The sequence below is a fragment of the Pseudomonas arsenicoxydans genome, from assembly GCF_900103875.1.
Lineage (GTDB): Bacteria > Pseudomonadota > Gammaproteobacteria > Pseudomonadales > Pseudomonadaceae > Aquipseudomonas > Aquipseudomonas arsenicoxydans.
On the sequence record NZ_LT629705.1, the window covers coordinates 2,937,070 to 2,951,039 of the forward strand.

The window sequence follows — 13,970 nt, forward strand, 5'->3', positions numbered from 1 at the left end:
TCGGTTCCTGCTCTCCGTCCAGTAATGACGGAGAGCAGGTTTGTACGAAGGCGTTTGTCGGTTTACTGCAGATCAGCCTTTGCGAACCCGCAAGCAGCGCCACAACGCTGCCACCATCAACACGCTCACCAGCGCCCAACCCCAGGCCTGCTGGTTCTGCAGGCCTTCACGGAACAGCTGCGGCGCGATGCCTGCACCGACAATGAAGGTCAGTAGCGCGATTTCACGACGCGGCACGCTCACCGGGCGGCACAGGTAAACCAGTGCCGGAAGGATGAAGGCAACACTAGGGAAGCTGCGATAACGCGGATCGAACACCAACTCCAGCATCATCACCGCCGCCGCAAACCCTGCGGCAGCGACCAGCCATCCAGCGCGACGCTCCAGCGCATTGAACGCGCGCTCACGCCAGCCAGTGCGGGCACTCAGGGTCAGCGCGGCATGGGCCAGCACGAGCAGGTTCAAACCGGTCAGCAACGCCACCCATAACCATTCACTGGCGAAGCGCGTGGTGACACGGGCCAGATCACCCCAGGCGCCAATCGAACAGGCAGCCAGGGCACCGAACAGTGGCAATACCAGCGCGGCGCGAGTGCTGCGTACGCGCCCGCCCAGCATCAGCGTGGCGAGAAAGATCAAGCCGCCGACTGCCAGCCACTGCGACCAGTACGGCACGTTCGACACCGGACCGGCCAGCACGCCCTTGTCCTGACGATCGGCATCGAACAGACCCCAATAGCCGCCGACAGCACCTTCGCTTGCGCGTTTCCATGGCTGGTCAAAGGCTTCGATGAGGTTGTAATGCCAGCCTTGCTGCTCGGCCATGATCACAAAGTTGCGAATGAACTTGGCTTCATTGACCCGGCTCGGCAGGGCGGTTTCGCGCTGACGGCCTTCGCTCGGCCAGCCGGTTTCGCCAATCATCACGTCCTTGGGCGCAAATTTGTTACCGAACACCTGGCGGACTTCGGCCACATGCTGTAGCGCAGCGTCGATGTTCGAAGGATCATCTTCCCAGTACGGCAACAGATGGATGGTCAGGAAATCCACCGCCGGGGCGACTTCCGGGTGCTTGAGCCAGAATTCCCAGACGTCCGCATAAGTGACCGGTTGCTTGACCTGACTCTTGACCTTGTTGATCAGCTTGGCCAGTTGCGCCCCAGTGACTTCCTTACGCAGCAAGGTTTCGTTGCCGACGATGACCGAGGTCACCACGTCCGCGTTGGCATTGGCCGAGGCGATCAGCAGGTCGACTTCTTTCTCGGTATCCACCGGGTTGCTGTTGACCCAGGCGCCGATCATCAACTTCAGTCCATGCTTGCGCGCCAGGTCGGGCAGGGCCTCAAGACCGGTCATGGAATAGGTGCGGATGCATTCGAAGCTTTTGGCCAGCAGCGCGAGGTCGGCGTCCATGCGCTCGGGGCGCAATTTGAACGGCTGATCGAAGGGCGACTGGTCCTTGTCGAACGGGGTGTAGGAGGCGCATTGCAGCTTGTGCGTCGCGCTGGCCACGTCCGGCAAGATGACCGGTTTGCCGAGGCCGTACCAGAAGCCGCCGAGGGCAAACAGCCCCAGCAGACAAGCAAATAGATAGGCGAGGAAAGGAAAGCGGGATGTCGCGGGCATGATCAGGCCGTCTGGGAACAAAGCCGCGCATGTTACCTGCATTTGCCCTGCGCTTGGTGCCCTGCATGATTTTGACATGCAAAGTTCGGGCGGATTGGCCGGTACGCTTTCTGTGCTCTAGATTAATGGCTATCTGATGTCGTTTCTCGATGGCTTGAGGTCGCTGACAGAGCAGGTCGTCGTTGTCGTCAGGTTGATTATCGAGGCGTCAGTACTCCACTGATGTTCGAGCGAGTTTGCGGTGGGCGTGATGGGGGCGCTGTGCACCATAACAATACGTTGACGCGACTCGGCATCCGTCGAGCGCAGCACTTTCGGGGAAGTAACGATGAAGATGCGACGACTCTTGGGCGCAGGCGCCGCTTTGGTCCTGGCGATCAGTTCTACTATAGCCAGCGCCGAAGCCAAAGAAGTGACTATTGGTTATGTCGACGGCTGGTCGGACAGTGTTGCCACGACCAACGTGGCTGCTGAAGTGATCAGGCAGAAACTCGGTTATGACGTGAAACTGCAAGCAGTCGCCACCGGGATCATGTGGCAGGGCGTGGCCACTGGCAAACTCGATGCCATGATGTCTGCGTGGCTGCCTGTGACCCATGGTGAATACTGGACCAAGAACAAGGACCAGGTTGTCGATTACGGTCCGAACTTCAAGGACGCGAGAATTGGCCTGATCGTGCCGGAGTACGTCAAAGCCAAATCCATTGAAGACCTTAAAACCGACGACAGCTTCAAAAAACGCATCGTTGGCATCGACGCCGGCTCGGGCGTGATGATCAAGACCGAACAGGCAATCAAGGATTACGACCTGACCGGGTATCAACTCAAGGCCAGTTCCGGCGCCGGCATGATTGCCGAGCTGACCCGTGCCGAGAAGAAAAACGAATCCATTGCTGTTACCGGTTGGGTGCCGCACTGGATGTTCGCCAAGTGGAAACTGCGCTTCCTGGACGACCCGAAAGGCGTTTACGGCGCGGCTGAAACTGTGAACAACATCGGCAGCAAAGAACTGGCAACCAAGGCTCCGGAAGTCGCCAAGTTCATGAAGAACTTCCAGTGGGCGTCGAAAGACGAAATCGGCGAAGTCATGTTGGCGATTCAAGATGGTGCCAAGCCTGAAGCCGCGGCAAAGGATTGGGTGGCCAAACACCCAGAGCGCGTTGCAGACTGGACCAAATAATTTGAGCTGACGCGTCTGTTCAGCGCCTTCCAGGGCCCCTCGGCAGTAATGCCAAGGGGCCTTTTTCATTTTTTCGGATCAGGGGTGTACAGCAGGCTAATTAATATTTGCTGGAAAATGGCCAGACTGTCATGTCGTTCTAATACTAAGGTCGTCTGGAACCTCTTCCGCAGCCGCATAGAGTGGATAACGTTCCAACTTTAATCTGTGCTGCGAGGATAAAAACAATGAACGACAGCATTTACCTCTCGATTCAAAATAGCCCGCGCTTCAAGGAGCTGGTTAGCAAACGAGAAAGGTTCGCCTGGATACTTTCAGCGATCATGCTTGGGCTTTACTCCGGATTCATTCTTCTGATTGCTTACGGGCCGCATATTCTAGGGGCGAAGATCAGCCCTGAATCTTCGATTACCTGGGGGATACCGATTGGTGTCGGGCTGATTCTCTCGGCCTTTATCCTGACTGCAATCTACGTACGACGCGCCAATGGCGAATTCGACGACCTGAACAATGCGATTCTCAAGGAGGCTCAGCAATGATCCGGCGTTTAATGGCTCTATTGAGCATCGCAGCCTTTGCACCTGGCGCCTGGGCGTCTGAAGCCCTGACTGGCGAAGTGCATAAACAACCGCTCAACGTTTCCGCGATTCTGATGTTCGTGGCGTTTGTCGGCTTGACTCTGTGCATTACCTACTGGGCTTCCAAGCGTAACAACTCGGCGGCTGACTACTATGCGGCTGGTGGCAAGATCACCGGCCTCCAGAACGGTCTGGCCATCGCCGGTGACTATATGTCGGCAGCGTCTTTCCTGGGTATTTCCGCCCTGGTGTTCACCTCTGGCTACGATGGCCTGATCTACTCGATCGGCTTCCTGGTGGGCTGGCCGATCATTCTGTTCCTGATCGCCGAGCGTCTGCGTAACCTGGGTAAATACACCTTTGCCGACGTGGCGTCCTATCGCCTCGGGCAAACCCAGATCCGCACGCTGTCTGCTTGCGGTTCGCTGGTGGTGGTGGCGTTCTACCTGATCGCGCAAATGGTCGGTGCCGGCAAGCTGATCCAGCTGCTGTTCGGTCTGGACTACTACGTTGCGGTGATCCTGGTCGGTATTCTGATGTGCATGTACGTGTTGTTCGGCGGCATGCTGGCGACCACTTGGGTGCAGATCATCAAGGCGGTGTTGCTGCTGTCCGGTGCCTCGTTCATGGCGCTGATGGTCATGAAGCATGTCAACTTCGACTTCAGCATGCTGTTTTCCGAGGCGATCAAGGTTCACCCTAAAGGTGAGGCGATCATGAGCCCGGGCGGTCTGGTGAAAGATCCGGTCTCGGCGTTCTCCCTTGGCCTGGCGCTGATGTTCGGTACCGCGGGCCTGCCGCACATCCTGATGCGCTTCTTCACCGTGAGTGACGCGAAGGAAGCTCGCAAGAGCGTGCTGTATGCCACTGGCTTCATCGGCTACTTCTACATCCTGACATTCATCATCGGCTTCGGCGCGATCTTGCTGGTCAGTACTAACCCTGCCTTTAAAGATGCGGCTGGCGCGCTGTTGGGCGGCAACAACATGGCGGCGGTGCACTTGGCCAACGCGGTGGGTGGCAGTATTTTCCTCGGTTTCATCTCGGCGGTGGCGTTCGCGACCATTCTGGCTGTTGTGGCCGGTTTGACCTTGGCCGGTGCTACGGCTGTGTCTCATGACCTTTATGCCAGTGTGATCAAGAAGGGCAAGGCTAACGACAAGGATGAGATTCGCGTTTCGAAAATCACCACCATCTGTCTGGGCGTGTTGGCGATTGGCCTGGGCATTCTGTTCGAAAGCCAGAACATCGCGTTCATGGTGGGCCTGGCGTTCTCCATCGCGGCGAGCTGTAACTTCCCAGTGCTGTTGCTTTCCATGTACTGGAAGAAGCTGACGACTCGCGGTGCGATGATCGGTGGCTGGTTGGGTCTGGTGAGTGCTGTTGGTTTGATGGTGCTGGGGCCAACCATTTGGGTGCAGATTCTGCATCACGAGAAGGCTATCTTCCCGTATGAGTACCCTGCGCTGTTCTCGATGGCGATTGCGTTTGTCGGGATCTGGTTCTTCTCGATTACTGACAAGTCCGCGGCTGGTGTTAATGAGCGCGCGCTGTTCTTCCCGCAGTTTGTTCGTTCGCAGACTGGGTTGGGGGCGAGTGGGGCGGTTGCTCACTAAGGCTTCAGGTTTGTCTGTGTCATTGCGTTAAATGCAAATGCCCCGGTCGAGAGATCGGGGCATTTTTTTGTGGGCGGTTATCGGATTGTTTGTGGGTGGGGTTGTTTGTCGTGGCGGCCTTTGGGCCGACCATGTTGTGGGTTGGTTGGGTACATATCCGTTTTTTTTGTGAGGGCGGCTGACGGTTTCGCCCTTACGGCGACTCACTTTTTTTTCAAACGCCAAAAAAAAGTAAGCAAAAAAAGGCTCGCCCCGAGCGTCCGGCCCCTCGCTAGGGCTCGGCGTTCCTTCGTTCCGGCATTCATCTGGGGGCATCGCCTCCGGTCTGCTTCGCGACGACCTCCTTTCGATGTGTTCGACTTCGTCGAACGGCGCTACGCGCCTGCCCCCCAGATGAACGCCTCCACTCAGCCTCCCGAAGGGGCGGGTAGATCAAAATCAAAAGCTGCAGGCGAGCTACCGCTCGGCCTGTTGAGTGGTGAGAAGCGGATGCACACCCATCCTCTGTAGGAGCTGTCGAGTGAAACGAGGCTGCGATCTTTTGATCTTGCTGTGGCTGTGGCTTTAGATCTTGATCTTGATCTTGATCTGCTTTTGATCTTTCGCCCCTTCGGCAGGCCGAGCGTAGGTGTCCATCAGGGGATTAGGCGCGTAGCGCCGTGCGGCGAAGCCGCACACATCGAGAGGAGGTCGTCGCGAAGCAGACCGGAGGCGATGCCCCCTGATGGACACCGTAGCGAGGGGACGCGGAGCCCTAGCGAGGCGCCGTACGCCGGGGCGAAGCCTTTTGCTTACTTTTCGGCGTTTGGAAAAGTGAGTCGCTGTAAAAGCGAAACCATAAGCAGCCGTTACCGCAGCAACGGATATGCCCCCAATCCCACACCACACCACACCACACCACACCACCGCCGCACAAACAAAAACGGCCTCTATATAAATAGAGGCCGTTCCCGGTACAGCGTACAACTCAAGACGTTATCGCAAGACAGGTCTTATTTGCGGTCTTCCAGCTTGGTAATGTCACGCGACTCGTAGCCGGTGTACAGCTGGCGAGGACGGCCAATCTTGTACGGGCTGGAGAGCATTTCTTTCCAGTGGGAGATCCAGCCAACGGTCCGCGCCAGAGCGAAGATCACAGTGAACATGCTGGTTGGAATGCCGATCGCCTTGAGGATGATCCCCGAGTAGAAGTCGACGTTCGGGTACAGCGAGCGCTCGATGAAGTACGGGTCGGTCAGGGCGATCTCTTCCAGGCGCATGGCCAGTTCGAGTTGCGGATCGTTGTTGATCCCAAGTTCCTTCAGCACTTCGTCGCAAGTCTGCTTCATGACCGTGGCGCGTGGGTCGCGGTTTTTGTAAACCCGGTGACCGAAGCCCATCAGTTTGAACGGATCGTTCTTGTCCTTGGCCTTGGCGATGAACTTATCGATGTTCGACACATCGCCAATTTCGTCAAGCATGGTCAGAACAGCTTCGTTCGCGCCGCCGTGGGCAGGGCCCCACAGTGCAGCGATACCGGCGGCGATACAGGCGAACGGGTTGGCACCCGACGAGCCGGCCAGACGTACGGTAGAAGTCGATGCGTTTTGCTCGTGGTCGGCATGGAGGATGAAGATCCGGTCCATGGCCTTGGCGAGTACCGGGCTGATCGGTTTGATCTCGCACGGAGTGTTGAACATCATGTGCAGGAAGTTTTCCGCGTACGTCAGGTCGTTGCGCGGGTACATCATGGGTTGACCCATGGAGTACTTGTAAACCATCGCTGCCAGGGTCGGCATCTTGGCAACCAGGCGGATCGCGGAGATTTCGCGATGCTGCGGGTTATTGATGTCGAGGGAGTCGTGATAGAAGGCCGAGAGGGCGCCGACTACACCGCACATGACGGCCATTGGGTGGGCGTCGCGACGGAAGCCGTTGAAGAAAGTCTTCAACTGCTCGTGAACCATGGTGTGGTTCTTCACGGTGCTGACGAACTGGGCCTTCTGTTCTGCGGTCGGCAATTCGCCGTTGAGCAGCAGATAGCAGGTTTCCAGGTAGTCCGACTTTTCAGCCAGCTGTTCGATCGGATAGCCGCGGTGCAGCAGAATGCCGTTGTCGCCGTCGATATAGGTGATCTTCGACTCGCAGGAAGCTGTCGACATGAAACCAGGGTCAAAGGTGAAACGGCCCGTGGCCGTCAGGCCCCGAACATCGATAACATCGGGACCAACGGTGCCGGTTAAAATGGGCAGCTCGACGGGGGCTGCGCCCTCGATGATCAACTGCGCTTTTTTGTCAGCCATGTGGCCTCCTATTTATGCTTGAAATCATCAGACAGACCCCCCACGCAGGGCCCGCACCACTATAGTGAGATAAATTCGAATGTCAATTTGCCTAAAGTCTTGCTCCAGAAGGCTTTAACCGGACTTTTTCCTCGAAATTGACTGCCATTTACGCCTTTTATCCAACTTGTGCAATGCGCTATTAGGGGAAGGTGAACGCGTTGTCATTAGTAGCCTAACTGTCTATACTCGGCCTCCGACCGCCAGGGGCTTTTGGGCCTGCTTTATTGGGGGTCGCACTCCCTGGGTGGTGGGTACCTGACCAGTGCACTCCCCAACAACTTTGCCCTGATTGTTAGGGGCTCTTCAGTGTGAAAAAAAGCCGTGAATAGCCAACGACCTGTAAACCTAGACCTAAGGACCATCAAACTCCCAGTCACTGCTTACACGTCCATTCTTCACCGAATCTCCGGTGTCATCCTCTTTGTCAGCCTGGCCATCATGCTTTATGCATTGGACAAATCGCTGAGCTCAGAAGAAGGCTTCGGTCAGGTGAAAGCGTGTCTGACCAGTCCGCTAGCCAAGCTAGTGATTTGGGGCATCCTGTCCGCCTTGCTGTATCACCTGGTTGCCGGTGTGCGCCACTTGATCATGGACATGGGCATCGGCGAGTCGCTTGAAGGCGGCAAACTGGGCTCGAAAATCGTTATCGCCGTTTCCGTGGTGGTAATCGTTCTGGCAGGAGTTTGGATATGGTAACTAACGTCACGAACCTGTCGCGTTCGGGCCTCTATGACTGGATGGCACAACGTGTGTCTGCGGTCGTTCTCGCGGCTTATTTCATTTTCCTGATCGGATACGTCGTTGCCCATCCCGGCATCGGCTACGCCCAATGGCATGAACTGTTCGCAAGCAACTGGATGCGTATTTTCAGTCTCCTGGCCCTCGTTGCCCTCGGCGCTCACGCCTGGGTCGGCATGTGGACCATCGCGACCGACTACCTGACGCCAATGGCGTTCGGCAAGTCCGCGACTGCGATACGTTTCCTCTTCCAGGCAGTATGCGGCGTCGCGATGTTCGCCTACTTCGTCTGGGGTGTGCAGATTCTTTGGGGTATCTGATTCATGTCTACTACAGTTAATACGCTTTCGTTCGACGCCATCATCATTGGCGGCGGCGGTGCTGGCATGCGCGCTGCGCTGCAATTGGCACAAGGTGGTCACAAGACTGCCGTAGTTACCAAGGTTTTCCCGACTCGTTCGCACACTGTATCGGCCCAGGGTGGCATCACCTGCGCCATCGCTTCGGCAGATCCGAACGATGACTGGCGCTGGCACATGTACGATACCGTCAAGGGTTCCGACTATATCGGTGACCAGGACGCTATCGAATACATGTGTTCCGTAGGCCCGGAAGCAGTTTTCGAACTCGAGCACATGGGCTTGCCGTTCTCCCGTACTGAACAGGGTCGCATCTATCAGCGGCCGTTCGGCGGTCAGTCGAAAGACTTCGGTAAAGGTGGCCAGGCTGCCCGTACGTGCGCCGCTGCCGACCGTACCGGTCACGCCCTGCTGCACACCCTGTACCAGGCCAACCTGAAGGCCGGCACCGTATTCCTCAACGAATACTATGGCGTCGACCTGGTGAAGAACGAAGATGGTGCCTTTGTCGGCATGATCGTCATCTGCATCGAAACCGGCGAAACTTCCTACGTTCGCGCTAACGCCACCGTATTGGCGACCGGCGGTGCAGGTCGTATCTACTCTTCCACCACCAACGCCCTGATCAACACCGGTGATGGCGTCGGCATGGCTCTGCGTGCTGGCGTGCCGGTACAAGACATCGAAATGTGGCAGTTCCACCCGACCGGCATCGCCGGCGCCGGTGTACTGGTGACTGAAGGTTGCCGCGGTGAAGGCGGCTACCTGATCAACAAGCACGGCGAGCGTTTCATGGAGCGTTATGCTCCGAACGCCAAAGACCTGGCTGGTCGTGACGTGGTTGCTCGCTCGATGGTTAAAGAAATCATCGCCGGCAACGGTTGCGGTCCGGATGGCGACCACGTAATGCTGAAACTCGATCACCTCGGTGAAGAAGTTCTGCACAGCCGTCTGCCAGGCATCATGGAACTGTCCAAGACCTTCGCTCACGTCGATCCAGCCGTGGCGCCGATTCCGGTCGTTCCAACCTGCCACTATATGATGGGCGGCGTCCCCACCAACATTCATGGCCAGGCAATCACCCAGGACGCCGACGGCGTCGACCAGATCATTCCTGGTCTGTTCGCAGTGGGTGAAGTGGCGTGCGTATCGGTTCACGGTGCAAACCGCCTGGGCGGTAACTCGCTGCTCGACCTGGTGGTTTTCGGTCGTGCCGCCGGCCTGTTCCTGGAACAGACCCTGAAAGAAGGCGTCGACTACGCTCGCCCTCGCCAGTCCGACATCGACGCTGCCCTGGCACGTCTCGATGGCCTGAACTCGCGTACCGAAGGTGAAGACGTCGCTACCCTGCGTAAAGAGCTGCAAAGCTGCATGCAGAACTACTTCGGCGTATTCCGTACCGGCGAATACATGCAGAAGGGTATTGCCCAGCTCGCTGACCTGCGTGGCCGTATCGCCAACGTCAAGATCAACGACAAGAGCCAGGCGTTCAACACCGCTCGAATCGAAGCCCTGGAACTGCAGAACCTGCTGGAAGTGGCCGAAGCCACCGCCATCGCTGCTGAAATCCGCAAAGAGTCCCGCGGCGCTCACGCCCGTGAAGACTACGAAGATCGCGACGATGAAAACTGGCTGTGCCACACCCTGTACTTCCCGGGTGACAAGCGCGTAACCAAGCGGGCCGTGAACTTCTCGCCGAAGACTGTTCCGACTTTTGAACCTAAGATTCGGACTTATTAAGGGTGGCCGCCATGTTGCAAGTCAGTGTTTATCGCTACAACCCTGATCAGGACGCTGCGCCGTTCATGCAGGAATTCCAGGTCGACACCGGTGGTAAAGACCTGATGGTGCTGGACGTGCTGGCCCTGATCAAAGAGCAGGACGAGGGTTTCTCCTATCGTCGCTCTTGCCGCGAAGGCGTTTGCGGTTCCGACGGCATGAACATCAACGGCAAAAACGGTCTGGCGTGCGTCACGCCGCTGTCTTCTGTCGTAAAAGGTAACAAGCTGATCGTTCGTCCGCTGCCAGGTTTGCCGGTAATCCGTGACCTGGTCGTCGATATGAGCATCTTCTACAAGCAATACGAAAAGGTGAAGCCTTACCTGCAGAACGACACGCCGGCTCCGGCCATCGAGCGTCTGCAGACTCCGGAAGAGCGTGAAAAGCTCGACGGTCTGTACGAGTGCATCCTGTGCGCTTGCTGCTCGACCTCTTGCCCGTCCTTCTGGTGGAACCCCGACAAGTTCCTGGGTCCAGCTGCCCTGCTGCAAGCGTACCGCTTCCTGGCAGACAGCCGTGACACCAAGACTGCCGAGCGTCTGGCTTCGCTGGATGACCCGTTCAGCGTATTCCGCTGCCGCGGGATCATGAACTGCGTCAACGTCTGCCCGAAAGGCCTGAACCCGACTAAGGCCATCGGACACGTACGTAACATGCTGCTGCAAAGCGGTGTGTGATTCAGCAGTAAATGCAGGACCGCTGTACCCGTAGATGCTACGGCGCAGGCTTCAACCGGCGCCGTAGTTTTAACCTGAGCAGCAGCCCATAAAGCTGCGGCTCTTATTTTGAAGAAATGAGACAAGCAGGGGCATCCGGGCTGGTACCCGGACTATCAGCGTGATCCTAAGTGGCTTGTTTTGGTCGCTGCATTTGGACTTCTGCAAGTTTGCTCGGTGTCGACGCCGGTGGTGTTCCCCTAACCGAGGGTGACCAAGCATGCAAGAAAGCGTGATGCAGCGCATGTGGAACAGCGCCTACCTATCCGGTAGTAACGCTGCCTATGTGGAAGAGCTCTACGAGCTCTACCTGCACGACCCTAACGCTGTGCCAGAAGAGTGGCGCACCTACTTCCAGAAGTTGCCTGCTGACGGCAACCCTGCCACCGATGTTTCGCACTCCACAATTCGCGATCATTTCGTCTTGCTGGCAAAGAACCAGCGCCGCGCCCAACCGGTTTCCGCCGGCAGCGTGAGCAGTGAGCACGAGAAGAAGCAAGTTGAAGTGCTGCGACTGATCCAGGCCTACCGTATGCGTGGCCACCAGGCAGCCCAGCTTGACCCGCTGGGGCTGTGGCAGCGTCCTGCACCTGCAGACCTGTCGATCAATCATTACGGCTTGACCAATGCCGATCTTGATACGACCTTCCGTGCCGGCGACCTGTTCATCGGCAAAGAGGAGGCGAGCCTACGCGAAATTCACGAAGCGTTGCAGCAGACATATTGCCGCACCATCGGCGCTGAATTTACGCACATCACCGATTCGGAGCAGCGCCAGTGGTTCCAGCAGCGTCTGGAAAGCGTGCGTGGCCGTCCGACGTACTCCGCAGACATCAAGAGCCACCTGCTCGAGCGCGTCACTGCCGGTGAAGGCCTGGAAAAATACCTGGGTACCAAATACCCGGGCACCAAGCGTTTCGGTCTGGAAGGCGGCGAAAGCCTGATTCCGATGCTCGACGAGCTGATCCAGCGTTCCGGTTCCTACGGCACCAAGGAAATCGTCATCGGCATGGCCCACCGTGGTCGTCTGAACGTGCTGGTCAACACCTTCGGCAAGAACCCGCGCGAGCTGTTCGACGAGTTCGAAGGCAAGAAGAAGGTCGAGCTGGGTTCCGGTGACGTTAAATATCACCAGGGCTTCTCCTCCAACGTGATGACCACCGGCGGTGAAGTTCACCTGGCCATGGCGTTCAACCCGTCCCACCTGGAAATCGTATCTCCAGTGGTCGAGGGTTCGGTTCGCGCCCGTCAGGATCGTCGCAACGACCCAACCGGTGAGAAGGTTCTTCCAATCTCCATCCACGGTGACGCGGCTTTCGCCGGTCAAGGCGTGGTTATGGAAACCTTCCAGATGTCGCAAACCCGCGGTTTCAAAACCGGCGGCACCGTGCACATCGTGATCAACAACCAGGTCGGTTTCACCATCAGCAACCCGCTGGACTCGCGCTCCACCGAGTACGCGACCGACGTGGCGAAAATGATCCAGGCGCCGATCCTCCATGTGAATGGTGATGATCCGGAAGCTGTATTGTTCGTTACTCAGCTGGCCATCGACTACCGCATGCAATTCAAGCGTGACGTGGTAATCGACCTGGTCTGCTACCGCCGTCGCGGCCACAACGAGGCCGACGAGCCAAGCGGCACCCAGCCTCTGATGTATCAGCAGATCACCAAACAGCGCACTACCCGTGAACTGTATGCCGATCGTCTGACTCAGGCCGGCGTGCTGGACGTAGAGCGTGTTCAGGCGAAAGTCGATGAATACCGCAATGCGCTGGACAATGGTCTGCATGTTGTAAAAAGCCTGGTCAAAGAGCCGAACAAAGAGTTGTTCGTGGACTGGCGTCCGTATCTGGGCCACGCCTGGACCGCGCGTCACGACACGCGTTTCGATCTGAAAACCTTGCAGGAACTGTCCGCCAAGCTGCTGGAAATTCCAGAAGGCTTCGTGGTTCAGCGCCAGGTTTCGAAAATCTACGAAGACCGTCAGAAGATGCAAGTCGGCGGCCTGCCGATCAACTGGGGTTACGCCGAAACCATGGCGTACGCAACCCTGGCGTTCGAAGGTCACCCGATTCGCATGACGGGTCAGGACATCGGTCGCGGTACGTTCTCGCACCGTCACGCTGTCTTGCACAACCAGAAAGACGCGGGTACCTACATTCCGTTGCAGAACCTGTACAAAGGCCAGCCACGTTTCGACCTGTACGATTCGTTCCTGTCCGAAGAAGCGGTTCTGGCGTTCGAATACGGTTACTCGACCACCACGCCTGAGGCGCTGGTGATCTGGGAAGCCCAGTTCGGCGACTTCGCCAACGGTGCCCAAGTGGTTATCGACCAGTTCATCACCAGTGGCGAGCACAAGTGGGGCCGTCTCTGCGGTCTGACCATGCTGCTGCCGCACGGTTATGAAGGTCAGGGTCCGGAGCACTCGTCGGCTCGTCTGGAGCGTTACCTGCAACTGTGCGCCGAGCACAACATTCAGGTTGCCGTACCGACTACACCGGCCCAGATCTACCACTTGCTGCGTCGTCAGGTCATTCGTCCGCTGCGCAAGCCGTTGATCGTTCTGACTCCGAAGTCGCTGCTGCGTCACAAGTTGGCCGTATCGACCCTGGAAGATCTGGCAGAAGGTTCGTTCCAGACCGTTATCCCGGAAATCGATGCACTGGACCCGAAAAAGGTCGAGCGCGTTGTTCTGTGTAGCGGCAAGGTCTACTACGACCTGCTGGAAAAACGCCGTGCCGAAGGTCGTGATGACATCGCCATCGTGCGTATCGAGCAGCTGTACCCATTCCCTGAGGACGACTTGAACGAAGTCCTGGCTCCGTACACCAACCTCAAACATATCGTTTGGTGTCAGGAAGAGCCGATGAACCAGGGTGCCTGGTACTGCAGCCAGCACCACATGCGCCGCATCGTTGGCAATCACAACAAGTCTCTCGTACTCGAGTACGCGGGCCGTGATGCTTCTGCTGCACCTGCTTGTGGTTATGCATCGATGCACGCTGAGCAGCAGGAAAAACTGCTGCAAGACGCCTTTACTGTTTAACG

The 13,970-nt window shown here is 57.4% G+C and carries 10 protein-coding genes; 8 read left to right on the forward strand and 2 right to left on the reverse strand.

The genetic code is table 11. The annotated features are described in order from the left end of the window. Positions 1-72: 72 nt before the first annotated feature. Entirely contained in the window at positions 73-1,668 is a 1,596-nt protein-coding gene (locus tag BLQ41_RS13670; RefSeq protein WP_090181627.1) for a glycoside hydrolase family 17 protein, read from the reverse strand. Between the two features lie 286 nt (positions 1,669-1,954). On the opposite strand from BLQ41_RS13670, the gene BLQ41_RS13680 reads away from it, so the two are divergent. From BLQ41_RS13680 to BLQ41_RS13690, 3 genes are all read left to right on the forward strand, one after another. Then, complete coding sequence (locus BLQ41_RS13680) at positions 1,955-2,806, forward strand: glycine betaine ABC transporter substrate-binding protein (RefSeq protein WP_090181628.1); 852 nt, start codon at positions 1,955-1,957, stop codon at positions 2,804-2,806. A gap of 227 nt (positions 2,807-3,033) precedes the next feature. Continuing rightward, positions 3,034-3,345 carry a DUF485 domain-containing protein gene (locus BLQ41_RS13685; RefSeq protein WP_017337238.1) on the forward strand — a complete coding sequence of 104 codons (312 nt, stop codon included), beginning with the start codon at positions 3,034-3,036 and terminating at the stop codon, positions 3,343-3,345. Continuing rightward, positions 3,342-5,000: a cation acetate symporter gene (locus BLQ41_RS13690; RefSeq protein ID WP_090181630.1), complete on the forward strand. Its 1,659-nt coding sequence runs from the start codon at positions 3,342-3,344 to the stop codon at positions 4,998-5,000. Before BLQ41_RS13685 ends, BLQ41_RS13690 begins: the two co-directional genes overlap by 4 nt. 992 nt (positions 5,001-5,992) lie before the next feature. Here BLQ41_RS13690 and gltA read toward each other — a convergent pair. Next, positions 5,993-7,282: a citrate synthase gene (gene gltA, locus BLQ41_RS13695; protein ID WP_003222994.1), complete on the reverse strand. Its 1,290-nt coding sequence runs from the start codon at positions 7,280-7,282 to the stop codon at positions 5,993-5,995. Between the two features lie 363 nt (positions 7,283-7,645). Between gltA and sdhC the strand changes: the two genes are divergently transcribed. The 5 genes from sdhC (at position 7,646) to BLQ41_RS13720 (ending at position 13,968) form a co-directional block, all read left to right on the forward strand. Continuing rightward, positions 7,646-8,020, forward strand: coding sequence for a succinate dehydrogenase, cytochrome b556 subunit (gene sdhC / locus BLQ41_RS13700; RefSeq protein ID WP_027922413.1), 375 nt, complete (start codon positions 7,646-7,648; stop codon positions 8,018-8,020). Continuing rightward, positions 8,014-8,382 carry a succinate dehydrogenase, hydrophobic membrane anchor protein gene (sdhD, locus tag BLQ41_RS13705; protein ID WP_027922414.1) on the forward strand — a complete coding sequence of 123 codons (369 nt, stop codon included), beginning with the start codon at positions 8,014-8,016 and terminating at the stop codon, positions 8,380-8,382. Before sdhC ends, sdhD begins: the two co-directional genes overlap by 7 nt. A 3-nt stretch (positions 8,383-8,385) precedes the next feature. Continuing rightward, positions 8,386-10,161: a succinate dehydrogenase flavoprotein subunit gene (gene sdhA, locus BLQ41_RS13710; protein WP_090181632.1), complete on the forward strand. Its 1,776-nt coding sequence runs from the start codon at positions 8,386-8,388 to the stop codon at positions 10,159-10,161. A gap of 11 nt (positions 10,162-10,172) precedes the next feature. Next, positions 10,173-10,877, forward strand: coding sequence for a succinate dehydrogenase iron-sulfur subunit (locus BLQ41_RS13715; RefSeq protein WP_010456852.1), 705 nt, complete (start codon positions 10,173-10,175; stop codon positions 10,875-10,877). A 259-nt stretch (positions 10,878-11,136) separates the two neighbouring features. Further along, on the forward strand, positions 11,137-13,968 hold the full coding sequence (locus BLQ41_RS13720) for a 2-oxoglutarate dehydrogenase E1 component (protein ID WP_090181634.1): 2,832 nt from the start codon (positions 11,137-11,139) through the stop codon (positions 13,966-13,968). The last annotated feature ends 2 nt before the right edge of the window (positions 13,969-13,970 follow it).

Excerpts from the sequence above, each read along its gene's own strand:
- BLQ41_RS13670 (WP_090181627.1), bottom strand. The coding sequence starts at position 1,668 with ATGCAGGTAACATGCGCGGCTTTGTTCCCAGACGGCCTGATCATGCCC.
- BLQ41_RS13680 (WP_090181628.1), top strand. The coding sequence starts at position 1,955 with ATGAAGATGCGACGACTCTTGGGCGCAGGCGCCGCTTTGGTCCTGGCG.
- BLQ41_RS13685 (WP_017337238.1), top strand. The coding sequence starts at position 3,034 with ATGAACGACAGCATTTACCTCTCGATTCAAAATAGCCCGCGCTTCAAG.
- BLQ41_RS13690 (WP_090181630.1), top strand. The coding sequence starts at position 3,342 with ATGATCCGGCGTTTAATGGCTCTATTGAGCATCGCAGCCTTTGCACCT.
- gltA (WP_003222994.1), bottom strand. The coding sequence starts at position 7,282 with ATGGCTGACAAAAAAGCGCAGTTGATCATCGAGGGCGCAGCCCCCGTC.
- sdhD (WP_027922414.1), top strand. The coding sequence starts at position 8,014 with ATGGTAACTAACGTCACGAACCTGTCGCGTTCGGGCCTCTATGACTGG.
- sdhA (WP_090181632.1), top strand. The coding sequence starts at position 8,386 with ATGTCTACTACAGTTAATACGCTTTCGTTCGACGCCATCATCATTGGC.
- BLQ41_RS13715 (WP_010456852.1), top strand. The coding sequence starts at position 10,173 with ATGTTGCAAGTCAGTGTTTATCGCTACAACCCTGATCAGGACGCTGCG.
- BLQ41_RS13720 (WP_090181634.1), top strand. The coding sequence starts at position 11,137 with ATGCAAGAAAGCGTGATGCAGCGCATGTGGAACAGCGCCTACCTATCC.